27 protein-coding genes are annotated in these 24,486 nt (G+C 73.7%); 13 read left to right on the top strand and 14 right to left on the bottom strand.

Features of this window, described 5'->3' with window-relative positions:
- Positions 1–32: 32 nt before the first annotated feature.
- The 3 genes from AC6EI4_RS00580 to AC6EI4_RS00570 all read right to left on the bottom strand — a co-directional run bounded on the left by AC6EI4_RS00580 (position 33) and on the right by AC6EI4_RS00570 (position 2,723).
- Complete coding sequence (locus tag AC6EI4_RS00580) at positions 33–1,439, bottom strand: WD40 repeat domain-containing protein (protein WP_498450262.1); 1,407 nt, start codon at positions 1,437–1,439, stop codon at positions 33–35.
- On the bottom strand, positions 1,436–1,936 hold the full coding sequence (locus tag AC6EI4_RS00575; protein WP_498450261.1) for a SigE family RNA polymerase sigma factor: 501 nt from the start codon (positions 1,934–1,936) through the stop codon (positions 1,436–1,438). Before AC6EI4_RS00575 ends, AC6EI4_RS00580 begins: the two co-directional genes overlap by 4 nt.
- Before the next feature lie 109 nt (positions 1,937–2,045).
- Positions 2,046–2,723 (bottom strand): Crp/Fnr family transcriptional regulator, encoded by a 678-nt coding sequence (locus tag AC6EI4_RS00570; protein ID WP_460794616.1) that lies wholly within the window; start codon positions 2,721–2,723, stop codon positions 2,046–2,048.
- 165 nt (positions 2,724–2,888) lie between these two features.
- On the opposite strand from AC6EI4_RS00570, the gene nth reads away from it, so the two are divergent.
- The 4 genes from nth to AC6EI4_RS00550 are packed head-to-tail and all read left to right on the top strand — an operon-like array spanning position 2,889 to position 6,122.
- Positions 2,889–3,581 (top strand): endonuclease III, encoded by a 693-nt coding sequence (gene nth / locus AC6EI4_RS00565; protein ID WP_498450260.1) that lies wholly within the window; start codon positions 2,889–2,891, stop codon positions 3,579–3,581.
- The gene (locus tag AC6EI4_RS00560) at positions 3,578–4,213 is read left to right on the top strand and encodes a TlpA family protein disulfide reductase (RefSeq protein ID WP_498450259.1); all 636 of its coding nucleotides are present in this window, start codon (positions 3,578–3,580) and stop codon (positions 4,211–4,213) included. Before nth ends, AC6EI4_RS00560 begins: the two co-directional genes overlap by 4 nt.
- Complete coding sequence (locus AC6EI4_RS00555; protein WP_498450258.1) at positions 4,210–4,953, top strand: NUDIX hydrolase; 744 nt, start codon at positions 4,210–4,212, stop codon at positions 4,951–4,953. The genes AC6EI4_RS00560 and AC6EI4_RS00555 overlap by 4 nt, the downstream gene beginning before the upstream one ends.
- Positions 4,950–6,122 (top strand): MarP family serine protease, encoded by a 1,173-nt coding sequence (locus AC6EI4_RS00550; RefSeq protein WP_498423576.1) that lies wholly within the window; start codon positions 4,950–4,952, stop codon positions 6,120–6,122. The genes AC6EI4_RS00555 and AC6EI4_RS00550 overlap by 4 nt, the downstream gene beginning before the upstream one ends.
- Positions 6,123–6,292: 170 nt before the next feature.
- Here the strand turns inward: AC6EI4_RS00550 and AC6EI4_RS00545 are convergent, their stop codons facing one another.
- Positions 6,293–6,694 carry a phage holin family protein gene (locus AC6EI4_RS00545; protein WP_498423577.1) on the bottom strand — a complete coding sequence of 134 codons (402 nt, stop codon included), beginning with the start codon at positions 6,692–6,694 and terminating at the stop codon, positions 6,293–6,295.
- Between the two features lie 145 nt (positions 6,695–6,839).
- Between AC6EI4_RS00545 and nhaA the strand changes: the two genes are divergently transcribed.
- Positions 6,840–8,177, top strand: coding sequence for a Na+/H+ antiporter NhaA (gene nhaA / locus AC6EI4_RS00540; protein ID WP_498423578.1), 1,338 nt, complete (start codon positions 6,840–6,842; stop codon positions 8,175–8,177).
- 78 nt (positions 8,178–8,255) lie between these two features.
- Here the strand turns inward: nhaA and acs are convergent, their stop codons facing one another.
- From acs to AC6EI4_RS00500, 8 genes are all read right to left on the bottom strand, one after another.
- Entirely contained in the window at positions 8,256–10,208 is a 1,953-nt protein-coding gene (gene acs / locus AC6EI4_RS00535; RefSeq protein ID WP_498423788.1) for an acetate--CoA ligase, read from the bottom strand.
- 138 nt (positions 10,209–10,346) lie between these two features.
- A complete protein-coding gene (locus AC6EI4_RS00530) occupies positions 10,347–11,975 on the bottom strand; it encodes a monocarboxylic acid transporter (RefSeq protein ID WP_498423579.1) in 1,629 nt (542 codons plus the stop codon).
- 3 nt (positions 11,976–11,978) lie between these two features.
- Positions 11,979–12,344: a DUF485 domain-containing protein gene (locus AC6EI4_RS00525; protein ID WP_498423581.1), complete on the bottom strand. Its 366-nt coding sequence runs from the start codon at positions 12,342–12,344 to the stop codon at positions 11,979–11,981.
- Between the two features lie 155 nt (positions 12,345–12,499).
- Positions 12,500–14,038 (bottom strand): sodium/solute symporter, encoded by a 1,539-nt coding sequence (locus AC6EI4_RS00520; protein ID WP_498423582.1) that lies wholly within the window; start codon positions 14,036–14,038, stop codon positions 12,500–12,502.
- Complete coding sequence (locus tag AC6EI4_RS00515; RefSeq protein ID WP_498423583.1) at positions 14,035–14,424, bottom strand: DUF485 domain-containing protein; 390 nt, start codon at positions 14,422–14,424, stop codon at positions 14,035–14,037. Before AC6EI4_RS00515 ends, AC6EI4_RS00520 begins: the two co-directional genes overlap by 4 nt.
- On the bottom strand, positions 14,421–15,167 hold the full coding sequence (locus AC6EI4_RS00510; protein WP_498450257.1) for a LytR/AlgR family response regulator transcription factor: 747 nt from the start codon (positions 15,165–15,167) through the stop codon (positions 14,421–14,423). The genes AC6EI4_RS00515 and AC6EI4_RS00510 overlap by 4 nt, the downstream gene beginning before the upstream one ends.
- Positions 15,164–16,321 carry a sensor histidine kinase gene (locus AC6EI4_RS00505; RefSeq protein ID WP_498423585.1) on the bottom strand — a complete coding sequence of 386 codons (1,158 nt, stop codon included), beginning with the start codon at positions 16,319–16,321 and terminating at the stop codon, positions 15,164–15,166. Before AC6EI4_RS00505 ends, AC6EI4_RS00510 begins: the two co-directional genes overlap by 4 nt.
- Positions 16,322–16,325: 4 nt before the next feature.
- Positions 16,326–17,249, bottom strand: a complete 924-nt coding sequence (locus AC6EI4_RS00500) for a class I SAM-dependent methyltransferase (protein ID WP_498450256.1) — start codon at positions 17,247–17,249, stop codon at positions 16,326–16,328.
- 79 nt (positions 17,250–17,328) lie between these two features.
- Between AC6EI4_RS00500 and AC6EI4_RS00495 the strand changes: the two genes are divergently transcribed.
- Positions 17,329–18,063 (top strand): Fic family protein, encoded by a 735-nt coding sequence (locus tag AC6EI4_RS00495; RefSeq protein ID WP_498450255.1) that lies wholly within the window; start codon positions 17,329–17,331, stop codon positions 18,061–18,063.
- A 243-nt stretch (positions 18,064–18,306) separates the two neighbouring features.
- Here AC6EI4_RS00495 and AC6EI4_RS00490 read toward each other — a convergent pair whose 3' ends face one another.
- The gene (locus AC6EI4_RS00490) at positions 18,307–19,098 is read right to left on the bottom strand and encodes an HAD family hydrolase (protein ID WP_498423589.1); all 792 of its coding nucleotides are present in this window, start codon (positions 19,096–19,098) and stop codon (positions 18,307–18,309) included.
- Positions 19,099–19,229: 131 nt separating this feature from the next.
- On the opposite strand from AC6EI4_RS00490, the gene ssd reads away from it, so the two are divergent.
- The 7 genes from ssd to AC6EI4_RS00455 all read left to right on the top strand — a co-directional run bounded on the left by ssd (position 19,230) and on the right by AC6EI4_RS00455 (position 24,165).
- A complete protein-coding gene (gene ssd, locus AC6EI4_RS00485) occupies positions 19,230–20,294 on the top strand; it encodes a septum site-determining protein Ssd (RefSeq protein WP_498450254.1) in 1,065 nt (354 codons plus the stop codon).
- Positions 20,291–21,448, top strand: coding sequence for a TadA family conjugal transfer-associated ATPase (locus AC6EI4_RS00480; protein WP_498450253.1), 1,158 nt, complete (start codon positions 20,291–20,293; stop codon positions 21,446–21,448). Before ssd ends, AC6EI4_RS00480 begins: the two co-directional genes overlap by 4 nt.
- Entirely contained in the window at positions 21,445–22,254 is an 810-nt protein-coding gene (locus AC6EI4_RS00475; protein ID WP_498450252.1) for a type II secretion system F family protein, read from the top strand. The genes AC6EI4_RS00480 and AC6EI4_RS00475 overlap by 4 nt, the downstream gene beginning before the upstream one ends.
- Positions 22,251–22,991, top strand: coding sequence for a type II secretion system F family protein (locus AC6EI4_RS00470; protein ID WP_498450251.1), 741 nt, complete (start codon positions 22,251–22,253; stop codon positions 22,989–22,991). Before AC6EI4_RS00475 ends, AC6EI4_RS00470 begins: the two co-directional genes overlap by 4 nt.
- A gap of 144 nt (positions 22,992–23,135) precedes the next feature.
- On the top strand, positions 23,136–23,375 hold the full coding sequence (locus AC6EI4_RS00465) for a DUF4244 domain-containing protein (RefSeq protein ID WP_498450250.1): 240 nt from the start codon (positions 23,136–23,138) through the stop codon (positions 23,373–23,375).
- Positions 23,372–23,734 (top strand): TadE family type IV pilus minor pilin, encoded by a 363-nt coding sequence (locus AC6EI4_RS00460; protein ID WP_498450249.1) that lies wholly within the window; start codon positions 23,372–23,374, stop codon positions 23,732–23,734. Before AC6EI4_RS00465 ends, AC6EI4_RS00460 begins: the two co-directional genes overlap by 4 nt.
- On the top strand, positions 23,731–24,165 hold the full coding sequence (locus tag AC6EI4_RS00455; protein WP_498450248.1) for an Rv3654c family TadE-like protein: 435 nt from the start codon (positions 23,731–23,733) through the stop codon (positions 24,163–24,165). Before AC6EI4_RS00460 ends, AC6EI4_RS00455 begins: the two co-directional genes overlap by 4 nt.
- Here AC6EI4_RS00455 and AC6EI4_RS00450 read toward each other — a convergent pair.
- Entirely contained in the window at positions 24,131–24,481 is a 351-nt protein-coding gene (locus AC6EI4_RS00450; RefSeq protein WP_498450247.1) for a hypothetical protein, read from the bottom strand. The genes AC6EI4_RS00455 and AC6EI4_RS00450 overlap by 35 nt on opposite strands.
- Between the last annotated feature and the right edge of the window lie 5 nt (positions 24,482–24,486).

Genomic DNA, 24,486 nt, shown 5'->3' with positions numbered 1-24,486 from the left:
AATAACGCTGTGGCAGTGGGCATAACCCCGCGTTACAAGCCGGTGGTGCGGCGCCGGGCCCGGGTGAGGAGGACACGGGCGAGCAGGGCGAGGGCGAGGACGGCGAGGGCGCTGAGGGCGCCGACCAGGACCCGGCGCTCGGTGGACCACGGCCAGTCAGGCTCGGGGCGTTCCACGGTGGGACGCTCGAGGGTCATCAGATCGACCGCGATGCTCAGGTGGTCCGGGACGCCAGGGTCGGTGCGCCCCACGACGCGGTACGACGAGCTCGGGCCGCGCTCGCGGCTCATCACGACGATCTGTCGCGGCGAGGACCCTCGATCGCTGCTCATGGGGGTCACCAGGCTCACCATCAGTCCCTCGTCCACCCAGCCGAGGGGGCGGACCTCGGAGCCTTCCGGAACGGGGTCGCCGCGCAGGGCCAGCGCGATGGTCGTCGACTCACCGGTGGTGGTCGAGGTGAGCGTCGCGGCGGCGTCGGAAGTCGAGGAGCCGCCGGCCAGCCAGGCGCCGTCTGGGGACAGGGCGGCCGGAGGCGTCAGCGCGGATCCCGTGCGTCGTGCCCGGCTGATGACGGCGCCGTCCCAGCGCAGCACTCGGCCTCTGGTCATCAGGGTGACGGTGCCGCCGGAGTCGATGGCGTGGACCGACGTGCTGTCCCGCGACGCCGGCACCCGTTGCGAGGAACTCGCTCCGGGGCCCACCCGACCGGCGGTGACGTCGTTCCAACGGGCCCCGCCGTCGCCGTCCCAGTACGTCGCGACGGATCCGGCCCACACCAGCCAGGTGCTGTCCGGGGACCAGGTGAGCTGGGTGACACGCACGCCCTGACCCTCGCGCAGCACGACGGTGCGGACATCGCCCGAGGCCAGCTCCACGACGCGGATCCCGGTCGGCATCGGCTCGGAGGCTGCCTCAGGCGCCTGCCCCGTCCAGAAGTACGCCAGCTGCCGGCCATCGGGGGAGAGCGCGAAGGGGATCGCCTCGTCATCCGCCGCCGCCCATGACGCCGCCTCGCGTCCGTCGAACCCGGGCAGCTCGACCAGGTGGTACTCGCCGTCGTCGGCGCCGATCAGGACCGGGAGCCCGCCCTCCATGACGTAGGCCGCGGCCACCGGGCCGAGGGCGAGATCGCTCTCCACTCCTTCGTAGCTCCACTGGTCGTGACCGTCCTGCGTCCCCAGACGCTCCGGCACGCTCCAGATGCGGCTCGGCACCGCGTCGCGTGCGCCGTCCGCCGGCGAAGCCTCCCGGTCCGGCATGCCGCTCAGCGCGCCGGCTGCCCCGGCAGCCAGGGCCAGCACCGTGACGACCGCCGCTGCGGTGAGGGCCGAGGATCGCCGACGAGCCCGCCTGGCGCGCCGCCACGTGTCGGCAGGCACCACGACCCGCGGCGCCTGCTCGGCGAGTCGCTCCAGCTCAGCGCGCAGCCCGCTCACGAGGGCTGCCCGATCAGCTCGGCGAGCTCCGGCGAGAGCGTGCGCAGCCGGGTCAGCGCCTGGCGCCCGATCGACTTCACGGTGCCGGTGCCGATGCCGAGGAGCTCGGCCGTCTGAACCTCGGTGAGGTCCTCGAAGTAGCGCAGCACTAGGACGGTCCGCTGCCGTGTGGTCAGCCTCCTCAGCGCCTCCTCGAGTGTCAGCCGCAGGGCGGTGTCCACCGGCGCGGCGGGAGCGTCGTACGCACCCAGTGCGCTCTCTCGCACGTGCCGGCGGGCTCGCCACCACGACACGTTCTGGGTGTAGAGGATGCGCCGGACGTAGGCGTCCGGATCGCCGGTGATCCGGGGCCAGGCGCGGGCGGCCTTGAAGAGCGCGGTCTGCACGAGGTCCTCCGCGAGGTGGGCGTCCCCGGTGAGAAGGTACGCCGTGCGCGACAGGGCAGCGGCGCGCGCGACGACGTACGCGTCGAAGTCACGCTCGTCAGACCTCGGCATCGGGCCCCCTTCCACCCCTACAGACGCACCCGGGGCCGCAGCCGGGGGGACGGCGCGCGCGGAGGCGCAGCAGCGCGGCGACGCGGCGCGCGGGTACGGCGGGGGAGGGTCAGCGGGCGCGGCGGCTGAGGCGCTCGATGTCCATGATCACGACGGAGCGGGGCTCCAAGCGCAGCCAGCCGCGGGAGGCGAAGTCGGCCAGAGCCTTGTTGACGGTCTCCCGGGAGGCGCCGACGAGCTGGGCCAGCTCCTCCTGGGTGAGGTCGTGGTGGACGTGCACGCCGTCGTCGGCGGTGCGGCCGAACCGGTCGGCGAGGTCGAGCAGCGCCTTGGCGACCCGGCCGGGCACGTCGGAGAAGACCAGGTCGGCGACGACGTCGTTGGCCTTGCGCAGTCGCGCGGCGAGCTGGGAGAGCAGGCCGCGGGCGACCATCGGGCGCCCCTCGAGCCAGCGCAGCAGGTCCTCGTGGGACAGCGAGGCGAACGTCGCGTCGGTCACGCAGGTGACCGTCGCGGAACGGGGACCGGGGTCGAAGAGCGACAGCTCGCCGAACATCTGGCCAGGGCCGAGGATCGCGAGCAGGTTCTCGCGTCCGTCGGAGGAGGTCCGCCCGAGCTTCACCTTGCCCTCGAGCACCACGTAGAGCTTGTCGCCGGAGTCGCCCTCACGGAACAGCACCTCGCCACGGCGCAGCCGGCTCTCGGCCAGCGAGGCCTGCAGAGCGGTGGCGGCCTCGTCGTCGAGGGCACTGAACAGGGGGGCTTGGCGCAGTACGTCGTTGTCCACGACACCTCCATCGTCGTCAACACCACCCGGGGACCGCGCAGTGACATAGTGCATCCTAGCCGTGGGCCTCGTCACAGGCGTACTCCCTCCCCCGTGTCCGCGCCACGTCAGGCGTGTGCACAGCAGAATCGGCACCCTCGCTTCCTCCCCCGTAGTCTGGGCGCCGTGCCTGACACGTCCCTGGTCCGCCGCGCCCGCAAGATCGACCGGGTGCTCGCCGAGACCTACCCGGACGCCCGCTGCGAGCTGGACTTCGACGACCCCTTCCAGCTGCTCGTCGTGACGGTGCTGAGCGCGCAGACCACCGACCGGCGGGTCAACGCCGTGCGCCCCCTGCTCTTCGCGACCTACCCCGACGCCGCCGCGATGGCCGGCGCCGAGCGCGCGCGGCTCGAACAGATCATCGGGCCGCTGGGCTTCTTCCGGGCCAAGACCGATGCCCTGCTCCGGCTCAGCCAGGCCCTGGTCGAGCGCCACGGCGGCGAGGTGCCGCCTCGCCTCGACGACCTGGTGCAGCTGCCGGGCGTGGGACGCAAGACCGCCAACGTGGTGCTCGGCAATGCCTTCGACATTCCTGGCATCACCGTCGACACCCACTTCGGGCGGCTGGTGCGCCGCTTCGGGTGGACCGAGGAGACCGACCCGGTCAAGGTCGAGTACGCCGTCGCGGAGCTCTTCCCCAAGCGCGACTGGACGATGCTCAGCCACCACGTGATCTGGCACGGCCGGCGCATCTGCCACGCCAAGAAGCCCGCCTGCGGGGCCTGCCCGGTCGCCCGCTGGTGCCCGGCGTACGGCGCGGGGCCCACCGACCCGATCGTGGCCGCGGCGCTGGTCAAGACCCAGGGCCCCGCATGAGCCGGACCCTGTCCGCGGCGCTGGCCGCCGCCGTACTCGCGCTCAGCGGATCCGCCTGTGCGCCGGCCTCCGACGACGGCGACGAGCAGCGCGGCTGGTCGGTGCCCTCGGTCGGCCCCGCCGACGTCGACGTCGACACCCCCGAGCTGCGCAAGACCAAAACGAGCCTGGGCGTCGAGCCCTGCACGCCCGGCGCCGGCAGCCCGGGCGAGGGGCCGCTACCCGAGCTGACCCTGGAGTGCCTCGGCGGCGGCGAGTCCGTGGACCTGTCGCGCCTGGAGGGCCCGCTGGTGCTCAGCTGGTGGGCCCAGTGGTGCGCTCCGTGCCGCACCGAGATGCCGATCCTGCAGGCCTTCCACGAGAAGTACGGCGACCGGGCGCCGATCGTGGGCATCGACTCCCAGGACGACCCCGAGCGCGCCTTCGCGCTCGTCGAGAGGACCGGCGTGACCTACCCGCTGCTGGCCGACCCGGGCGGCGAGACCAACCGCGCCGGCGACCTGCAGGTCCGCGGGCTGCCGCACTTCGCCTTCCTCTCCGCCGACGGCGAGCTCAGCCAGGTGGCGGTGCCGCTGAGGTCCGAGGAGCAGCTGGTCGAACTGGTCTCCGAGCACCTCGGGATCGACCTGTGATCCCGGACTGGCTCGAGCCGGTACGCCGCGCGGCCGAGGAGATCACCGTCGACCACCTGACCCGGTTCCAGCCGCCGGAGGGCGGCCGGGCCCGCAAGGGCGCGGTGCTGATGCTGTTCGGCGAGGGGGAGCGGGGGCGCGAGCTGCTGCTGACCGAGCGCGCCCACGACATGCGCTCGCACCCCGGCCAGGTCTCCTTCCCCGGCGGCGCGCTGGACCCCGGCGAGACGCCCGAGCAGGCGGCGCTGCGCGAGGCCGACGAGGAGATCGGGCTCGACCCGGCCTCCGTGGAGGTGTTCGGCCGGCTCCCGGAGCTGTGGCTGCCGCCGAGCAACTTCGCGGTCACCCCGGTGCTCGGCTGGTGGCGCGAGCGCGGCAGCGTCGGCATCGCGAGCCGCGAGGAGGTGCACGCCGTCCACCACGTGCTGATCGACGACCTGCTCGACCCCACCCATCGGATCCGGGTGCGCCACCCCAGCGGCTGGCTGGGCCCCGGCTTCATGATCGGGGAGGACAAGGACGTCATCCTCTGGGGCTTCACCGGCGGCATCATCGCCCGGCTCTTCGACTTCCTCGGCTGGACCCAGGAGTGGGACGAGGCGCAGGTGCGCGACCTGCCCGGCTACATGCTCCAAGGCGAGCCGGCCCACCGCCCGCCGCCGAACACGCGGTTGCTCGACATCGAGGACGCCGACCAGAACGACGACCAGGACGCCGACGAGAGCGAGACGCGCGGATGAACGTGCTCGACTGGCTGCTCGTCGTCCTCGTCCTGGCCTACGCGCTGTCGGGCTACTGGCAGGGGTTTGTCACCGGAGCCTTCGCCACCACCGGGCTGCTGCTCGGCGGCCTGCTCGGCGTCTGGCTCGCCCCGACCGCGCTGGGGGAGGCGGAGCCCTCGGTGTGGGTCTCGCTCGGCGCGCTGTTCATCGTGATCCTCTCCGCGACCCTCGGCCAGGCGCTGCTGCAGTACGCCGGCGCCCGGATCCGCGACCGGATCACCTGGCAGCCGGTGCGCGCCGTCGACGCGGTGGGCGGCGCGGCCCTGAGCGCCGTCGCGGTCCTCCTCGTCGCCTGGGCGCTGGGCGTCGCGGTGTCGGGCTCGCGGATCGGGGCGGTGACGCCGATGGTGCGCAGCTCGCAGGTGCTCAGCCACGTCGACGAGGCGCTGCCCGCCGCCGCCGGTCAGGTCCTCCAGGCGTTCAACAACGTGGTGGGCACGACGTTCTTCCCCCGCTACCTCGAGCCGTTCGCGCCCGAGACCATCGTCGAGGTCGCCCCGGGTGACACCAAGACCCTGCGCCGCCCGGCGGTCCAGGAGGCCCAGCAGAGCGTGCTGAAGGTCCGAGGGCAGAACGTCTGCGGCCGGGGTGTCGAGGGCACCGGCTTCCTCTACGACGACGACCGGCTGATGACCAACGCCCACGTCGTGGCCGGCGTGCGGGACCCGGAGGTGGTGATCGGGGACGACACGGTCAGTGCCGAGGTCGTCCACTACGACCCCCAGCTCGACGTCGCGGTGCTCGCGCTCGACGACGCCGGCCGGCCCGCCCTGCGCTTCGACAGCGCCGAGGACGAGCAGAGCATCGCGATCCTGGGCTACCCGCAGGACGGCCCCTTCGACGCGCAGCCCGGCCGGATCCGCTCGCAGCAGCGGCTGCGCTCACCCGACATCTACGGCGACGGCTCGATCGTGCGCGAGGTGTACTCCGTGCGCGGGCTGGTCCGCCCGGGCAACTCCGGCGGGCCGCTGATCACCGGGTCGGGCGAGGTCGCCGGGGTGGTGTTCGCGGCGTCGGTGACCGACGCCGAGACCGGCTACGCGCTCACCGCCGACGCGGTCGCGCAGAGCGCGCGACAGGGCAGTCTGAGCGACACCGAGGTGGACACCGGCAGCTGCGCCGGCTGAGCGACGTACGCGGGACGGGTGCTCACTGGGGTCACGCTGGCCTCGGGAACCCCACGTTAACTCGTGAAACCCGCACTTCCCACGCGAAGGAACACGTGGGAAGTGCGGGTTTCGTGAGGTCAGTACGTCGCCGCGCCGGGCGCCCGGGGGCCGGCGAACCAGCGGCGGGGTCAGCTCCGCTTGAGCAGGGTCTTGCTCTCCTGGGCCTGGCGGATGGCGCGCTCGGGCGCCTTCACCTTCTTGACCTTCTTGATGCCCAGGAAGACCAGCAGGCCGGCGAGCAGCAGGTAGAACGCGAACACGATCAGGAACGCCCAGTGCAGGTCGAGCCCGCTGCCGTTCCAGTGGATCAGGTAGGCCAGGGCGACCGAGAACATGATGATCGCGAGCACACCGAGCAGGGCGGCCCCGGCGAAGAAGCCGGCTCCGGTCGCGCCGTTCGTGACGCTGACCTTCAGCTCGGACTTGGCGAGCTTGATCTCGTTGGAGATCAGCGACGAGATGTCGCGGCTGGCGTCCGAGACGAGACGGCCGATGGTCGGATCGGTGTCCTTCACCGGTTCGGATGCCATGGATCTTCCTCCGCTGGTTGGTCAGGTCCGGGTTGACCTGCCTGACCTTACAACGCCTCTTGGTAGGCTCGAGCATGGTGAGCCGGGAAGTCTGGTCGGCACGTGCTGTGCCCTGCCGTCCGAACCCCCGAAGGATTCCTCTGCGATGAGCTCCCGTCCCCCTGCCCCCTCGACCTCCAAGGTCCTGTCCCGGCCGAGCTGGACCGAGTACCAGCGGGTCGCCGACATCCTGCGCACCGAGACGATCGGCGGTCTGCTGCTCATCGCCGGCGCGGCGATCGCGCTGATCTGGGCCAACTCGCCGTTCGGCGACGAGTACTTCGCGCTGCGCGACCTGCACGTCGGCGGCGAGGTGCTCGGCTTCGACCTCGACCTCAGCCTGGGGCACTGGGCGGCCGACGGACTGCTGGCCCTGTTCTTCTTCCTGGTCGGCCTGGAGCTGAAGAAGGAGTTTGTCGCCGGCGACCTGCGCACGCTCGACCGGGCGATCGTGCCCGTCGCCGCCGCGTTCGGGGGTGTCGCGGTGCCGGCGCTGATCTACGTGCTGCTCAACCTCGGCACCGGGGGAGAGATGCTGCGCGGGTGGGCCATCCCGACGGCGACGGACATCGCCTTCGCGGTCGCGGTGCTCGCCGTGATCGGCTCGAAGCTGCCCTCGCCTCTGCGCCTGTTCCTGCTGACCCTCGCGGTGGTCGACGACCTCATCGCGATCTGCATCATCGCGATCTTCTACTCCACCGACCTGCAGCTGCAGTACCTGCTCGCCGCGCTCGTGCCGATCGCCGTCTACGCCGTGCTGGTGCAGCGCTTCCCGGCGTTCATCGGGGGGCACTGGTGGGCGCCGTGGGTGCTGCTGTTCCCCCTCGCGGTCCTCACCTGGGTCTGCTTCCTCGAGTCCGGCGTGCACGCCACCATCGCCGGTGTGGTGCTCGGCTTCACGGTGCCGGTGCTGCGCAAGCAGAACGCCGAGGGCCCGGGTCTGGCCGACCACCTCGAGCACCGCTTCCGCCCGATGTCGGCCGGCTTCGCCATCCCCGTCTTCGCGTTCTTCTCCGCGGGCGTGTCCCTCACCGACGGAGGCGGGCTCGGCTCGCTGCTCACCGACACGGTGTTCTGGGGCATCGTCGCGGGCCTGGTGCTGGGCAAGCCGATCGGGATCATGGCCTCGACCTGGCTGGTCACCCGCAGCCGGCACGCCAACCTCGACGAGGACATCGCCTGGCGCGACCTGTTCGGGATGACCCTGCTCGCCGGCGTCGGGTTCACGGTCTCGCTGCTGATCTCCGAGCTCAGCTTCGGGGCCGAGTCGGCGCACGGCGATCACGCCAAGATCGCCGTCCTCGGTGCCTCCATCCTGGCCGCCGCGCTGGCCGCCGTCGTCCTCGTCCCGCGCAACCGCCACTACCGGGACATGGAGCGCCGCGAGCAGGTCGACGACGACCACGACGGCATCCCCGACCTCTTCCAGCCTCCCCACCGCTGACGCGAGCCGGCGCAGGCCCACGACGTGGTGTCGTGAGGCTGCGCCGGCTCGGCGTGGGGAACGCGTCGACCCGAGGGGTCAGTCGGTGGCCTGCCCGGAGGTCAGCTTGCCCTGGATCAGATCCATCACCGTGGAGTCGGCCAGCGTGGTCACGTCGCCGACCTGGCGGTTCTCGGCGACATCCTTGAGCAGGCGGCGCATGATCTTGCCCGAGCGGGTCTTGGGCAGCTCGGGGACCACCATCACCTGGCGCGGCTTGGCGATCGCGCCGATCTCCTTGGCGACGTGGCGGCGCAGCTCCTCGACGATGTCCTCGCCACCGTCGCCCGCCTCGTCGCGCAGGATCACGAAGGCGCACACGGCCTGGCCGGTGGTCTCGTCGCTGGCGCCGACCACGGCCGCCTCGGCGACCTTGGGGTGTGAGACCAGCGCCGACTCGATCTCGGTGGTGGACAGCCGGTGGCCCGACACGTTCATCACGTCGTCGACGCGGCCCAGCAGCCAGATGTCGCCGTCCTCGTCCTTCTTGGCGCCGTCGCCGGCGAAGTAGAACCCCTCCTCGGCGAAGCGCGACCAGTAGGTGTCCTTGTAGCGCTGGTCCTCGCCCCACAGGGTGCGCAGCATCGCCGGCCAGGGCTCGGTCGCCACCAGGAAGCCGCCGGAGCCGTTGGGCACCGACTTCCCCCGGTCGTCGACCACGTCGACGCTGATGCCGGGCAGCGCCTTCATCGCCGAGCCGGGCTTGCCGGCGGTGACGCCCGGGAGCGGCGAGATCATCATCGCGCCGGTCTCGGTCTGCCACCAGGTGTCGACGATCGGGCAGCGCTCCGCGCCGATCACCTCGCGGTACCACATGTACGCCTCGGGGTTGATCGACTCGCCCACCGAGCCGAGCAGCCGCAGCGAGGACAGGTCGAACCCGTCGGGGATCTCGCGGCCCTGCTTCATGAAGGTGCGGATCGCGGTCGGCGCGGTGTAGAAGAGCGTCACGCCGTACTTCTCGATGATCTCCCACCAGCGGCCCTTGTGCGGGGTGTCGGGCGTGCCCTCGTACATCACCTGGGTGGCGCCGTTGGCCAGCGGCCCGTAGACGATGTAGCTGTGGCCGGTCACCCAGCCGACGTCCGCGGTGCACCAGTAGACGTCCGTCTCGGGCTTGAGGTCGAAGACCGCCCAGTGCGTGTACGACGAGCCGACCAGGTAGCCGCCGGTGGTGTGCAGGATGCCCTTGGGCTTGCCGGTCGTGCCGGAGGTGTACATCACGTAGAGCGGGTGCTCGGCGTCGAAGGACTCGCAGGCGTGCTCCGCGGAGGCGCTGTCGACGGCGTCGTGCCACCACACGTCCACGCCGTCCTCCCACGCCACCTCCTGGCCGGTACGGCGCACGACCAGCACGTTGCGCACGTCGAAGCCCTTGGCGTGGGTCTTCTCGCGGGCCTCGTCGACGGCCGGCTTGAGGGCCGAGGCGGCGCCGCGGCGGTAGCCGCCGTCCGCGGTGATGATCACCTTGGCCTCGCAGTCCACCACCCGCGAGGCGAGGGCGTCGGAGGAGAAGCCGCCGAAGACCACCGTGTGCGGAGCCCCGATCCGCGCGCAGGCGAGCATCGCGATCACCGCCTCGGGGATCATCGGCAGGTAGATCGCGACCCGGTCGCCGGCCTCGACCCCGAGCGCGAGCAGCGCGTTGGCGGCGCGGGAGACCTCGGCCTGCAGGTCGGCGTAGGTGAGCGTGCGCTCGTCGTCGGCGGGCTCGCCCACCCAGTGCAGCGCGACCCGGTCGCCGTTGCCGGCCTCGACGTGGCGGTCCACGCAGTTGTACGCCGCGTTGAGGCGGCCGCCGACGAACCACTTCGCGAAGGGAGCGTCGTCCCAGTCGAGGACCCGGTCCCACTTCTTGTCCCAGGTCAGCCGGTCGGCCTGGTCGGCCCAGAACCCCTCCCGGTCCGCCGCGGCCCGCTCGTAGGCCTCCGCGCCCACGTTGGCCGAGGCGGCCAGCTCGGCCGGGGGCTCGAAGCGGCGCTCCTCGTGCATCAGGTTGGACAGGGTCTCGTTCTCGTCGCTCACGGTCTCTCCCGGGGTGTCTCAGGTCGGGGCTGGATCGGCTTCACGGCCACCCTAGGGGCCCTGTGGTGTGGGTCACCACAAGGCCCCTCGGGTCACCCGGCTGGGTCAGTGCACCACCGCGCCCTCGGCTCCGGCGCCGGTGAGGGCGCGGACCTCGAGCTCGGTGTAGCGCTCCTCCGCCTCGGGCTCCCGGGCGCTGATCGTGCCGAGGAAGCCGAACAGGAACCCCAGCGGGATCGACACGATGCCCGGGTTCTCCAGCGGGAACCAGGAGATGTCGACGCTGGCCGGGAGCAGGCTCTGGTTCACACCGTCGACGACGCCCTTGCCCGACATCACCGGGGAGAAGAAGACCAGGCCCAGCGAGGAGATCAGGCCGCCGTAGATGCTCCAGGTGGCGCCGCGGGTGTTGAAGCGCCGCCAGAACATGTTGTAGACGATCGCCGGCAGGTTGGCCGAGGCGGCCACCGCGAAGGCCAGCGCCACCAGGAACGCGATGTTGAGGTTCTGCGCCGGGATCGCCAGCAGGATCGCGATCAGGCCGATGGTGAGCGCCGCGATGCGGGTCACCTTGATCTCCTCCTTCTCCGTGGCGGTGCCCTTCTTGATCACGTTGTTGTAGATGTCGTGGGCCACCGAGGCCGACGACGTCAGGGTCAGCCCGGCGACCACCGCGAGGATCGTCGCGAAGGCCACCGCCGCGATCAGCGCCAGCAGGATCGCGCCGCCGGTCGACCCGGCTCCGCCGCCCACCGCCTCGGCGAGCAGCGGGGAGGCCAGGTTGCCCTTGCTGGTGGCCACCTCGGCGGCCTCGTCGCCCTTGAGCAGCGCCGCGGCACCGAAGCCGAGCACCAGCGTGAACAGGTAGAAGACGCCGATCAGGCCGATCGCCCAGAGCACGGACTTGCGGGCGTCGCGCGAGGTCGGGACGGTGTAGAAGCGGATCAGGATGTGCGGCAGCCCGGCGGTACCGAGCACCAGCGCGATGCCCAGCGAGACGAAGTCGAGCTTGCTGGTCAGGTCCACGCCGTAGCGCAGGCCGGGCTCCAGGAACGCCTGGCCCTTGCCGGTGTTGGACGCGGCGGTGCCGAGCAGCTCGGAGAGGTTGAAGTCGAACTTCGCGAGCACCATCACGACGATCAGCGCGGAGCCGAGCATCAGCAGGACGGCCTTGACGATCTGCACCCAGGTGGTGCCCTTCATGCCGCCCACGGTGACGTAGAAGATCATCAGCAGGCCCACCCCGAAGATCGTGAGGTTCTTGATCGCCTGGCTCTCGACGTCGAGGAGCAGAGCCACCAGCGAGCCCGCGCCGACCATCTGGGCGAGGAGGTAGAAGATCGACACCGCCACGGTCGAGGTGGCCGCCGCCATCCGGACCGGGCGCTGCTTCATCCGGAACGCCAGCTGGTCGGCCATCGTGTAGCGCCCGGAGTTGCGCAGCATCTCCGCGACCAGCAGCAGCGCCACCAGCCAGGCGACGAGGAAGCCGATCGAGTACAGGAAGCCGTCGTAGCCGTAGAGCGCGATGGCTCCGGAGATGCCGAGGAACGAGGCGGCCGACATGTAGTCGCCGCCGATCGCCAGCCCGTTCTGGAACCCGGAGAAGCCGCGCCCGCCGGCATAGAAGTCGTCGCTGCCGCTGGTCTGGCGGCTCGCCCAGAAGGTGATGGCGACGGTCAGCGCGACGACGCCGAGGAAGAGGACGGTGGTGAGGACCTGGTTGGTGTCCATGGATCAGTGCCTCTTCCCGTGCTCGTCGGCGACCGTGGCGTTGTACTCGTCGTTGAGGTGGCGCGCCAGGGGGTCGAGGCGGGCGGTCGAGAAACGGCTGTAGACCCACGCGAGCGCGAAGGTCGTCACGAACTGCAGGAGGCCGAAGATCAGGGCCACGTTGATGTTGCCGATGACCTTGGTGTTCATGAAGTCGTTAGCCCAGTTCGACATGATGACGTAGAGCAGGTACCAGACGAGGAACGCGACCGTGGCCGGAAAGACGAAGCCGCGGTACTTGCTGCGGAGCTCGGCGAACTCGGGAGTCTCGGCGAGCCGGTCGTAGACCGGGTCGTGGCGCGAGGCCTGCGCGTGGGGTTTGGTGCTCACGGTGGCTGCCTTTCCTGAGAATGTGATGTGGGTCACCGTAGGAGCGGGCGGGGACACCCGGCAGTGGACGGCCCGGACCGTGCGCCCGGCGGGCGGCAGACGTCGCCCAACGGCACGTACGGCGCGACGAGCGGTCGCCCGACGGAGCCCGCCGGTCAGCCGCGGTCGAGGTCGACGGCCTCGGGGGTGTGCAGCCGCACCATGAACCGGCCGGCGTGCTGCGGGACCCGCGCGCGGGTGGCGAGGCTGCCCAGCACCATCGCCAGCAGCGCCGCGGGAACGCTCCAGGCGGCCGGGTGGCCCAGCAGCACCGAGCTCCAGCCGGTGCCGGCAGGCTCCGCGAGGGTGTGGATCACCCCGGCGCCCGCACCGACGCCGCCGACGACGAGCCCGCACACGGCGCCGACGTCGGTGAGCCCGCGCCACCAGATCCCCAGCAGCAGCAGCGGGCAGAACGTCGACGCCGCGACGGCGAAGGCCAGGCCGACGGTCCGGGCGACCCCGACGTCCGGGCTGGCCAGCGCGAGCACCGCCGGCACCAGCACAGCCAGCACCGCCGCGGCCCGGAAGGCGGTGACGCCGGACAGCCGGCGCCCGGCGAAGAGCGTGCCGAGGCGGTGCCCGGTCACGTCCTGGCTGAGCACGCCCGCGACGGCGATCCCCAGCCCCGAGGAGGTGGACAGGAACGCCGCGAACGCGCCGGCGGTGACCAGGCCGGTGAGCACCTCGCCGGCCACGCCGGGGACCATCAGCCGCGGCAGCTCCAGGACCAGCACGTCGGCGTGCCCGGAGGCGGCCAGCTCCGCGGCGTAGACCCGGCCGAGCGCGCCGTACACCGGGGGCAGCAGGTAGAAGAGCCCCAGCAGCACCAGCACCACCAGCGTCGTGCGCCGCGCGGCCCGGCCGTCGGGGTTGGTGTAGAAGCGCACCACCACGTGCGGCAGCCCCATCGTGCCGAGGAAGGTGGCGATGATCAGCGAGTAGGTGACGTAGAGCCCCTGGCCGCTGCCGCCGTCGCCGAGCGGCAGCGACCACAGGTCGCTGCCCGGGGGCGTCACCCGGGCGCCCGGGCCGGGGCGGCCGTCGCCGAGCCAGACCGCGACCAGGACGGCGGCGGGGATCAGCAGGGCGGTCAGCTTGAGCCAGTACTGGAACGCCTGCACGAAGGTGATCGAGCGCATCCCGCCGGAGGTGACGTTGATCAGCACCACGACGGCGACGATCAGCGAGCCGGCCCACGGCGGCGCGCCGATGGCGGACTCCAGGGTGAGCCCGGCGCCCTGGAACTGCGGCAGCAGGTAGAGCCAGCCGACGGCCACCACCAGCAGCGAGCAGACGGCCCGGACCCGGCGCGAGCCGAGCCGGGCCTCGGCGAAGTCGGGCAGCGTGTAGGCACCCGAGCGGCGCAGCGGTGCGGCCACCAGGGTCAGCAGCACGAGGTAGCCGGCGGTCCAGCCGACCGGGTACCAGAGCATGTCCGCGCCGAAGGTGAGGACGAGGCCGGCGACGCCCAGGAAGGAGGCCGCCGAGAGGTACTCCCCGCCGATGGCCGAGGCGTTCAGGCGCGGGCGCACGGTGCGCGAGGCCACGAAGAAGTCGCTGGTGGTGCGCGAGAACCGCAGCCCCCAGGTGCCGATCGCCAGGGTCGCCAGCGTGACCAGGACGACCGCGACGATGCCCGGCAGCGAGGTCACCGCTCGGCCTCCTCCACCAGCGCGGCGAAGTCACGCTCGTTGGCCTCGGCGCGGCGGACGTAGAGCCAGCCGAGCAGGACCAGGTAGGGGTAGACGAGCACCCCCAGCAGCAGCCAGGGCAGGGGCACCCCGAGCACGTGGTGGGCGGCGAGCCCCGGCAGGAGGTGGAACAGCAGCGGCAGGAGCCCGACGCCGAGACCGAGGGCGGTCAGCACGCCCAGGGCCAGGCGCAGCTGCTCGCGCAGCAGCGAACCCATGTAGACCGCCCCGAGCCGGGTGCCGGCGTCGATCTCGCGGGCCCGGGTGGCCGGCGCCGGGGTACGCCGTCGCGCGGGGCCGGTGACGCGGACCCGGGTGGGTGGGCCGGTGGGCCCCGGCGCGTTCACGTCTCGCGTCCGGCCGGACCGCGGCGCAGCAGCAGCTCGCGCAGCTGGCGGGTGTGGCGGCGGCTGACGCCGAGCTCGGAGCCGGCGACGAAGACCGTGCAGCGCCCACCCTCCATCCGGACCTCGCTGATGTGGGCGAGCGCGACGAGCAGCGAGCGGTGGATCCTGACGAAGCCGGCCGAGCCCCACTCCTCCTCCAGCGCCGACAGCGGCGTGCGCAGCAGGTGGGAGCCGCTGGGGGTGTGCAGCCGGGCGTAGTCGCCCTGGGCCTCCACGTGGGTGATCTCCGAGCGACTCAGGAACCGGGTGATGCCGCCGCGCTCCACGGGGACCTGGTCGCCGCCGGCCACCGGGGGGCGGACGCCGCCGGCGACGACGCGCCGTACCGCCTCGGCCAGCCGCTCCTCGCGCACCGGCTTGAGCACGTAGTCGACCGCACGCAGCTCGAAGGCCTCCACCGCGTGCTCGTCGTGGGCGGTGACGAAGACGATCGGGGGAGGGCTCTTGAAGCGGGCCAGCACCTGGGCCAGGTCCAGCCCCGAGAGCCCGGGCATCTGCACGTCGAGGAAGACCGCGTCGACCTCGAGGTCCTGCAGCATGCGCAGCGCCTCGGTGGCGGTGTCGGTCGCCAGCACCTCGCGCACCCGTTGGTCGCGCTCGAGGAGGTAGGTGAGCTCGTCGAGGGCCGGGCGCTCGTCGTCGATCAGCAGGACCCTGAGTCGGGGCGGTGCGGTCGTGCTCACGTGTGCACCCCCGGCGCGAACTTGGGGACCCGGACGATGACCTTGGTGCCGGCACCCGGTGCGGTCTCCACGACCAGACCGTAGTCGTCGCCGAAGGAGTTGCGCAGCCGCTCGTCCACGTTCCCCAGGCCCACCGAGTCCGGGTGGGACTCGCCGGCCAGCGCGCCGCGTACCCGCTGGGGGTCCTCGCCGGCGCCGTCGTCCTCCACCTCGATGACGCACTCCTGGCCGAGGTCGCGGGCCACGATCGTCACCCGCCCCGAACCCGCCGCGCTGTCGTGGGCGCCGGCCAGCCCGTGCCGCACCGCGTTCTCGACCAGCGGCTGGATGCACAGGAACGGGACGGTGACCCCCAGCACCTCGGGGGCGATCCGCAGGGTCACCTGCAGCCGGTCACCGAAGCGGGCCTGCTCGAGCAGCAGGTACTGCTCGATGGAGCGCAGCTCCTCGGCGAGCGTGGTGAACTCCCCGTGGCGGCGGAACGAGTAGCGGGTGAAGTCCGCGAACTCCAGCAGCAGCTCGCGGGCCCGGTCGGGGTCGGTGCGCACGAACGACGCGATCGCGCCGAGCGAGTTGTAGATGAAGTGCGGGCTGATCTGGGCGCGCAGCGCGCGCACCTCGGCCTCCATCAGACGGGTCCGTGAGGCGTCGAGCTCGGCGAGCTCGAGCTGTCCGGAGACCCAGCCGGCCACCTCGTCGGCGGCCCGCACCAGCCCGCCGGTCGGGTAGGGCGTGAACACCTGCAGGGTGCCGATGATCCGCTCCTCGACGACGAGCGGGCTGACGATGGCGTGGCGCACCGGGCAGCCGGGCTGATCGCAGGCGACCTCGCGCGGATCGGCCACCAGCGTGCCGCCGTGCTCGAGGGCGCGCTCGGTGAGCCCGGAGACCTGGGCGCCGTGGTGGTGGACCCCGACGCCGTCCCAGGCGAGCAGCCGGGTGGTGTCGCTGAGCGCCACGGCGGGCGAGCCGAGCAGCACCCGCAGGTGCCGGATGCTGCGCTCGGCGCTGGAGTCGGTCAGGCCCTCGCGCAGCGCGGGCGAGGCGAGGGAGGCGGTGTGCAGGGTGCGGAACGTGGCGCGGTCGGCCTCCGTGCCCAGGTGGGTCCGGCGGGCCCCGCGGCCGCGCCGCGCGATCTGGCGCCAGACCCCCACCGGGTCACCGGAAGTCGATCAGCAGGACGTCGGTGACCTGGCCCTGGGACTCCACCACGACGCGGATGCCGCCGGTCTCGTCGGGATGGGAGGCCTCCCCGAGGCCGGCGCGCGGCTCGGGGTTTCCCGTCGTGGCCCGTGCGTCGCCCGAGCCGTCGCCGGTGTGCGGAGTCCCGTCCGTGGGCACCGGGTCCGGCTCGTCGGCGGACTCGGCGGCGGAGGTCGGCTTGGTGGGGCCGTCGAGCACGGTCGCCCGGTAGCAGCGGCTCAGCCAGGGCAGCTGCATCCCGTCGTTGCCGCGGCCGTAGTCGTCGTAGAGGGCGAGGGCGCGCTCGATCCGCTCGGCGCGGGTCTGCTCGTCGGTGAGGTCGAAGATCTCGGGCAGGCCGGCCAGCAGCGCGGTCAGCCGGGTCCGGTTGACGCTCTCCCAGAAGCGGAAGGTGGTGTCCTCCACGAAGCCGAACAGCCCGGAGCGGACCAGCGCCCGGGTGGGCGCCTCGTCGTCGGGGGCGCTCTGCTCGGGGTCGAGGATCCGGTCGAGCTTGCGCACCCAGGGGATCCGGCGGTCGCGCTGGTTGACGACCAGGGAGAGTCGACCGCCCGGCCGGAGCACCCGGGCGATCTCGCGCAGGTCGGCCGGCAGCCGGTGGACCACGACCACCACGTCGACCGAGGAGTCGGGCAGCGAGAACGACGCCTCCTCGCTGTGGCGCACGTCGTGGCCGAGCTCGCTGAGCGTGGTGCACAGGGAGGCGGCGGCCAGCGGGTGGCCGAGGGCGACGACGGTGCGGGCCGCGCCGGGGCGCCGGGGCGCGTCGGTGGTGTCCGGGTCGTCGTCGGTCAGCCACAGCGCCGGGGCGGTGGGGTAGGACGTCGCCTCGGGGAAGTGATCGCGCCCCCGGTTGGTCGGGGCTCCGTGCGTGTCCATCCTCCGCAGGTTACTCCGTGTCGGGCGCGTGCACGGGCGGCGCGCGGCGAGTCGACCTCGGTCAACTAGCCTTCGGCCCATGACTGCCGACCCGCTGGCCGGGCTCACCTCGCTCGAGGGCGTCGCCTCGGCGTACGCCGCGACCCGCGACGGCATCGACGCGATGCTGCGCGACCGGGGCCTGCGGCGCACCACCCCCGAGACCACGGCCGAGTCCCTGCTGCGCGGGGCGCACGCCAGCGCGGTCCTCGAGGGCTCGGCCTCCACCCTCGCCCAGGTGCGCACGGGGGAGGGCGACGCGGTCGCCCAGGACTCGCTGCGCCTCTCCTCCGAGCTGCTCGGCCTGGCCCCGCTGCTGCAGTCCGCCCCGCTGCAGGCGCTCGCCCGGATCCACGCCCTGGCCGCCGCGGCCAGCCTGCCCCACGAGCGCCTCGGGCGGCCCCGCGACGCCGAGGGCGCGGTGCGGCTGCGTGGGGTCGCGGACCTGCTGCTGGCCCCGACCCAGGCGCCCGCGCTGCTGATCGCGGCGGTGGTGCACGCCGACATCGCCACCGGCGCGCCGTTCGCCTCGCACAACGGCATCGTGGCGCGGGCGACCGAGCGGCTGGTGCTGGTGGCGCGCGGCGTCGACGAGAAGTCGCTGGTCGTGCCCGAGGCCGGGCACCTCGCCCTGCGCGCGCAGTACGAGTCGAACCTGCGCGGCTTCAGCCAGGGCGGGACGGCCGGGGTGCACTCCTGGCTCCTCTACACCGCCGAGGCGTACGCCGCCGGGGCCGAGGCGAGCCCGCTGCGCCGGGGCACCGAGGAGGGCTGACTCCGCAGCGAGCGGCACCCGCCTCGCGTAGATTCAGGTGCCGCCGCCGACACTCGAGTCCTCGGGTTACCAGGCGTGCATCATCTAATTGCTGCCCCGGGAATATCCCGTGTGGCCAGCGCCCTGAACAAAGGGAGATCGCCGCGTGGGTGCCCGGACTCGGGTGCGCTTTGTGCGGTTGTGCTGCCTTCCGTTCTACGCCGATCAGGGGGGACTATCAAGGCTTGACACGCCCGTGCGGCCTCACGATGCCCGGCGGCGGCTGCTCAGGTAGATCGCGGAGCCGACCGCCACCAGACCGCCCACCGCCAGGGCCGCGAGGGTGGGCTTGGCGGGGGTGGTGAGCCGGGAGCGCAGGGTGACCGGTTTGGTGAAGACCAGCACCGGCCAGCCCCGGGCCGCCGCCACCTTGCGCAGCTCCTTGTCGGGGTTGACCGCGTGCGGGTGGCCGACCGCCTCGAGCATGTGCACGTCGGTGATCGAGTCGGAGTAGGCGAAGCACTCGTCGAGGTCGTAGCCGCGCTGCTCGGCGAGGTCGCGGATCGCGCGGGCCTTCTCCTCGGCGTAGGCGTAGAACGCGATCTCGCCGGTGTAGCGGCCGTCCTCGATCTCCATCCGGGTCGCCACCACGTGGTCGGCCCCCAGCATGGCGCCGATCGGCTCGACCACCTCCGCCCCGGACGCCGAGACGATCACCACGTCGCGACCGGCCAGGTGGTGCTCCTCGATCAGCGAGACGGCCTCGTCGTAGACGATCGGGTCGACGATGTTGTGCAGCGTGTCGGCCACGACCTCGCGGACGGTGGCCACGTCCCAGCCGGCGCACAGCTGGGACATGAATGCGCGCATCTTCTCCATCTGGTCGTGGTCGGCACCACCCACCAGGTAGACGAACTGCGCGTAGGCCGAGCGCAGCACGGCGCCCCGCGAGATCAGACCACCTGCCTGGAACGGCTTGCTGAAGGCCAGGGTGCTGGACTTCGCGATGATCGTCTTGTCGAGGTCGAAGAAGGCCGCTGTCGGGCGGTACGCCATGGGGTCAGCATAGGAGGCGCCCGGCAGCGAGCGGGCCAGCCGGCGTCCACAGGCGTCGGAATTCCGGCTGTCGTCCACAGGCGCGGCGTCACGGGGGGCCGATGGGGGCGGGCTTCGGCATCGTCGCAGCCATGACCGCGCCCCTGCTGATCACCGCCGACGACCTCCTGCTCGACGAGCTGCTGCGGCTGGCCGCGGCGGCCGGAACGACGCCCGACGTGGCGCGCGACGCGCCGGCGGCGCTGCGCCGATGGGCTGCCGCCCCGCTGGTCCTGGTCGGTGCCGACCTGGCCGGCGAGCTGGCGCAGGCGGCGCCCGGACGCCGCGACGGGGTGCATGTGGTGGCGTGGGGCGCCGTCGCCGACGACCTGTTCCGCCAGGCCCTGTCGCTCGGCGCGGAGAACGTCGCGGAGCTGCCGCGCTCGGACGCCTGGGTGGTCGAGGCGCTGACCGACCTGGGCGACGCCGGCGGTGGCCGGGCCAGGGGACTGACCATCGGTGTGCTGGGCGGCAGCGGTGGAGCGGGGGCGACCACCCTGGCGTGCGCGCTGGGGCAGGTGGCCGGGCACGGGGCGGCGTCGGTGGTCATCGACGCCGACCCGTGGGGGCCGGGGGTGGACCGGCTCCTCGGCCTGGAGGACTCCGCGGGTGTGCGGTGGGACGCTCTGCAGCAGACGACCGGTCGGCTCAGCGCACGCTCGCTGCGCGAGGCGCTGCCCCGGCGCGACGGGGTCGGCGCCCTGTCCTGGGGGCCCGGTCCCGCGGGCACCTTGCAGGCGTTCGCGGTCCGGGAGGCGCTCTCGGCCGCTCAGCGCGGCCACGACACCGTGGTGCTCGACCTGCCGCGCACCGGCGACGCGCTCGTCGAGGAGCTGGCCGCGCGCTGCGACCGGCTGCTGGTCGTGTGCGTGGCCACGGTGCCCGCGGTGGCCTCCGCGGCCCGGGTCTGCGCCCGGTTCGAGGACCCGGCCGTGCTGCGCCTGGTGGTCCGCGGTGGCGCCGTCGTCCCGGAGGCGGTGGCTCGGGCGGTGGGGGTGCCGGTGCTCACCGCGATGGCCGACCAGCGGGGTCTGGGCGAGGCCGTCGACCTGGGTCTCGGGCCGGTGCGCTCGCGCCGGGGCCCGCTGGGCCGCGCCGCCGTGCGGGTGCTGGACCAGGTGGCGGCCGAGGTCCGAGACTCCGGTGCCGCGGCGTGAGCGAGTCTCTCCCCCCGGCAGTGCTGGAGGCGGTCCGCGACCGCTTGGCGCGCGAGCCGGGCGAGCTGACCCCGCACCGGGTGGCCGAGGCGCTGCGGGGGACGGGGGTGCCGGTGGGCGACGCCACGGTGCTCGCGGTCCACGAGACGCTGCGCCGTGACGTGGTCGGGGCCGGCCCCCTCGAGCCGCTGCTGCGCCTGTCGGGGGTGACCGACGTCCTGGTCAACGGCCCCGACCAGGTGCTCCTCGACCGCGGCGCGGGGCTGGAGCCGACCGCCGTGCGGTTCACCGACGATGCCGCGGTGCGGCGGTTGGCTCAGCGGCTCGCGGCCGCAGGCGGTCGCCGCCTCGACGACGCCACCCCCTACGTCGACGTGCGCCTGCCCGACGGCACCCGCTTCCACGCCGTGCTCGCGCCGGTGGCGCGGCCGGGGACGGTGCTGTCGCTGCGGGTCCCGGGCCGCCAGGCGCTGTCGATGAGCGACCTGCTCGAGGCGGGCACCCTGACGCGGGCCGGGGCGCGGCTGCTGGGCGAGGTGATCGACGCGCGGTTGGCGTTCCTGGTCAGCGGCGGGACCGGGTCGGGCAAGACGACCCTGCTGGCCGCCCTGCTCTCGCTGGTGCCCCCGCACGAGCGGCTGGTGCTGGTCGAGGACGCCAGCGAGCTGCGTCCGGCGCACCCGCACGTGGTCGGGCTGGAGGCCCGACCGGCCAACATCGAGGGGACGGGTGCGATCGACCTGCGCACCCTGGTGCGTCAGGCGCTGCGGATGCGTCCCGACCGGCTGGTGGTCGGCGAGGTCCGCGGTGCCGAGGTCGTCGACCTGCTGGCGGCCCTCAACACCGGGCACGAGGGCGGTTGCGGGACCCTGCACGCCAACTCGGCGGTGGACGTGCCGAGCCGGGTGGAGGCGCTGGCTCTGCCGGCCGGCCTGCCCCGGGCCGCGGCGCACAGCCAGTTCGCCTCCGCCGTCGACGTGGTGCTGCACATGGCGCGCCGTCCCGACGGTCGGCGGGTGCTCAGCCAGGTGGCGGTGCCGGTGCGCGAGGCGGACGGGCTGGTGAGGATGGTGTCGGCCGTCGAGTTCCGCGACGAGCAGGCGAGCGCCGGGGAGGGGGCCGACCTGCTCGCCGCGCGGCTGGGCCGCCGATGACCGCCGCATTGACGGCTGCCGCGTCGCTGCCGGTGCTGATCGCTGCCGGTGCCACCCTGGTCGCGCTGCTGCTGGCGGCGCCGCCTGCCGAGGTGCTGCCGGTCGCCACCGGACCGCGGGTGGGGCCACGCGCGGTGATCGCGGTCGCCGGAGGGCTCGCCCTGCTGCTCACCACGCTCTCCGCGCGGCTGGTGCTGCTGGCCGTGCTGGCCGGCCTCGTCGGCGCGGCCGCGGCCGCGCTGCTGCACCGCAGGCGGCGACGGCGGGCGGCTGCCGCAGCCGCCGGCCGGGTCCTGGAGACGTGCGAGCTGCTCGCCGCCGAGCTCGCCGCGGGTCGGCCTCCGGGGGCCGCGCTGGACCGGGCGGCGGGGGTCTGGGAGCCGCTCGGTCCGGTGGCGCGGGCCCAGCACCTGGGATCGGACGTCCCGGAGGCGCTTCGGGCCCTGGCGCGCACCCCGGGCTGTGCGGACCTGCGCCACGTGGCCGCGGCCTGGCAGGTCGCGCACCGCACGGGCCAGGGGCTGGCCGGGACCCTCACCGGAGTCGCGCGGGGGCTGCGGGCGGGACAGACGACCCGCCGGGTGGTGGAGGCGGAGCTGGCCTCCGCGCGGGCCACGGCGCGGCTGCTGGCGGGGCTGCCCCTGGTCGCCCTGGCCATGGGCTCGGGCACCGGCGGCAACCCGTGGCAGTTCCTGATCACCCAGCCGCTCGGCCTGGCCTGCCTCACCGGTGGGCTCGGGTTCGGCTTCGCCGGCCTGTGGTGGATCGAGGCGATCGCCGAGGGTGTCGAGTCGGGGGTCGGGTGAGGGCCACGGCGCTGCTCGCCGCGCTCGCCGCGGCCGCCGCGGTGGCGCTGGCCCTTCCGCGTGGCCCGGTGAGCGGTGTCCGGGCGGGCGCCGCGCCCGGGTGGCAGTCCGCGGCGCCGCCCGGGGTGCAGGCGGACGGCGAGCGGCGCCGGCGGTGGCTCTGGGCACTGCTGGCGGGCCTGGGGGCGGCCGCCTTCGTGCGGGGACCGGCGGGGCCGGTGGTGGGGGTGTTGGTGGCCGGTGGCGTGCAGCTGCTGCTGGCCCGCGCGGAGCCACCCGCCCAGCGGCGGGCGCGGGAGGCGGCGCGCCGTGACCTGGCCTGCCTGGTCGACCTGTTTGCGGCCGCGCTCGCCGTCGGCACCCCCGCGGCCGAGGCCGTCAGCGTGGTCTGTGCCGCTCTGCCCGGCCCGGCGGCCGACCGGCTGCGCGGGGTTCGGGCCCGCCTCGACGTCGGGCTCGACCCCGAGACGGTGTGGGAGGGGCTGGCGGCCGACGCCGTGCTCGGCCCGCTGGGCCGCACGCTGGCGCGCGCCCACGCCACCGGTGCCCCGGTGGTGGGAGCGGTTCAGCGGCTCGCCGACGACCTCGCCACCCTGGCCCGCGCCGAGGTCGAGGACCGGGCCCGGGCGGTCGGGGTCAAGGCCGCGGTGCCGTTGGGACTGTGCCTGCTGCCGGCCTTCCTGCTGCTGGGCATCGTGCCGCTGGTCGCCGGGCTCCTCGGCGGCATCGCGCCCTGAGCGTCGTCGGCCCAGGAACTGTCCACCGGTCGCCGCGCGCGGGCGGTTCTCCACAGCGCGGCGCAGGCCCCGTGCCACCGGCGCCCGGAGGGCGAAGAGTCGGCCTCGCAGGTCGCATCGGGCGGCCGACGGAGTGGAGGAACCATGAGGCGACGAGACGCAGCACCGGACCCGCGCGGACCCGAGGCGGGCCGCGGACCGAGCCGGGGCCGCTCGAGGCGGACGGCGGCCGAGGACGGGATCACCACGGCCGAGTACGCGGTCGGGACGGCGGCCGGGGCCGGGCTCGCCGGCCTGCTCTACCAGCTGCTCACCGGCGGCTTCGGCGACCGGATGCTCAAGAGCCTGTTCAACCACGTGCTCGGCCTGCTGGGCATCGGGTGAGCCTTCGACGCAGCCAGCGCGGCGCGGTGACGGCCGAGCTCGCGATGGGGCTGCCCCTGCTCGTCGCTGTCACCGTAGGCCTGGCCTGGCTGCTGGCCGTGGGTGCCGCTCAGATCCGGGTGGTGGACGCCGCGCGGGAGACCGCCCGGGTGGCCGCTCGAGGAGACGCGGACGCCGAGGCGGTGGCGCTGGGGCAGCGGGTCGCTCCCGAGGGGGCCCGTGTGCGGGTCTCCCGCGAGGGTGAGCTGGTGCGGGCCACGGCCGAGGGGTGGGTGCGCGGCCCCGGTGGGCTCTTCGACTTCCTGCCGGGGGTGCGGGTCCATGCCGAGGCGGTGGCGAGCGCCGAGGAGCAGCCGTGAGTCGACCGCGCCGGCCGGAGCGGCGGTACGCCGCGCCTCGCGGCGGTGGTGAAGGGGCCGGCGGTGGCAGGGCGGGCAGTGGCAGGGCCGGCGGTGGCGAGGCGGGCGGCGCCAGCCTCTTCGCGGTGGCGATGGTGGCGGTGCTGCTCCTCCTCGGCGCGGCGCTCGGCGTGGTGGCGGCGATCGTCACCGCGCACCGCACCGCTCAGGGGGCCGCGGACCTGGCCGCGCTCGCCGGAGCGTCCGCGGTGCAGCGGGGCCGCGACGGGTGCGAGCGGGCGACGACGGTGGCCGAGGCGAACGGCGCGCGGCTCGCCGGGTGTCGCGTCGACGGCGTCGAGGTGTGGGTCGACGTGCGGGTGCGCGGGCCCCGCTGGCTGGGCCAGAGCGGCGACCTCAGTGGCCGGGCGCGGGCGGGTCCTGCTGGGTGAGCGGCGGCTGGGCCGGGGGGTCGCCGGCCGGCGCCTCCGCGGCTGGCGCCGCGGCGGCCGGGCGAGCCCGGCGGGGTCCCCGTGTCTGCCGGCGGGCCACGCGTGCCTCGCGGCGGATCTCCAGCTCGCGCTTGGTGCCGTACTTCAGGATCCCGAACCCCCACAGGATCGCGGCCCCCGCCGCGACGCCGACCAGGAAGATCGACAGGGCGCTCAGGTCGATGCCTAGCAGCTCGGCGCTGCCCTCGCTGATGAAGACCGCCGCGAGCACAGCGAGCGCACCGAGCGCGATAAGGAGGATTCCGAGAGCGACCATCTCCC

It is taken from the genome of Nocardioides sp. Z43_10 (assembly GCF_059766615.1).
The sequence above is the reverse complement of the archived record's forward strand: the minus strand, read 5'-3'. Positions and strand labels throughout refer to the sequence as shown.

Coding starts and splice junctions, on each gene's coding strand:
- AC6EI4_RS00545 (WP_498423577.1), bottom strand. CDS start 6,694: ATGGCATCCGAACCGGTGAAGGACACCGATCCGACCATCGGCCGTCTC.
- AC6EI4_RS00495 (WP_498450255.1), top strand. CDS start 17,329: ATGACTGCCGACCCGCTGGCCGGGCTCACCTCGCTCGAGGGCGTCGCC.
- AC6EI4_RS00550 (WP_498423576.1), top strand. CDS start 4,950: ATGAACGTGCTCGACTGGCTGCTCGTCGTCCTCGTCCTGGCCTACGCG.
- AC6EI4_RS00575 (WP_498450261.1), bottom strand. CDS start 1,936: ATGCCGAGGTCTGACGAGCGTGACTTCGACGCGTACGTCGTCGCGCGC.
- AC6EI4_RS00530 (WP_498423579.1), bottom strand. CDS start 11,975: ATGGACACCAACCAGGTCCTCACCACCGTCCTCTTCCTCGGCGTCGTC.
- AC6EI4_RS00450 (WP_498450247.1), bottom strand. CDS start 24,481: ATGGTCGCTCTCGGAATCCTCCTTATCGCGCTCGGTGCGCTCGCTGTG.
- AC6EI4_RS00560 (WP_498450259.1), top strand. CDS start 3,578: ATGAGCCGGACCCTGTCCGCGGCGCTGGCCGCCGCCGTACTCGCGCTC.
- AC6EI4_RS00465 (WP_498450250.1), top strand. CDS start 23,136: ATGAGGCGACGAGACGCAGCACCGGACCCGCGCGGACCCGAGGCGGGC.
- acs (WP_498423788.1), bottom strand. CDS start 10,208: ATGCACGAGGAGCGCCGCTTCGAGCCCCCGGCCGAGCTGGCCGCCTCG.
- ssd (WP_498450254.1), top strand. CDS start 19,230: ATGACCGCGCCCCTGCTGATCACCGCCGACGACCTCCTGCTCGACGAG.
- AC6EI4_RS00475 (WP_498450252.1), top strand. CDS start 21,445: ATGACCGCCGCATTGACGGCTGCCGCGTCGCTGCCGGTGCTGATCGCT.
- AC6EI4_RS00490 (WP_498423589.1), bottom strand. CDS start 19,098: ATGGCGTACCGCCCGACAGCGGCCTTCTTCGACCTCGACAAGACGATC.
- nhaA (WP_498423578.1), top strand. CDS start 6,840: ATGAGCTCCCGTCCCCCTGCCCCCTCGACCTCCAAGGTCCTGTCCCGG.
- AC6EI4_RS00500 (WP_498450256.1), bottom strand. CDS start 17,249: ATGGACACGCACGGAGCCCCGACCAACCGGGGGCGCGATCACTTCCCC.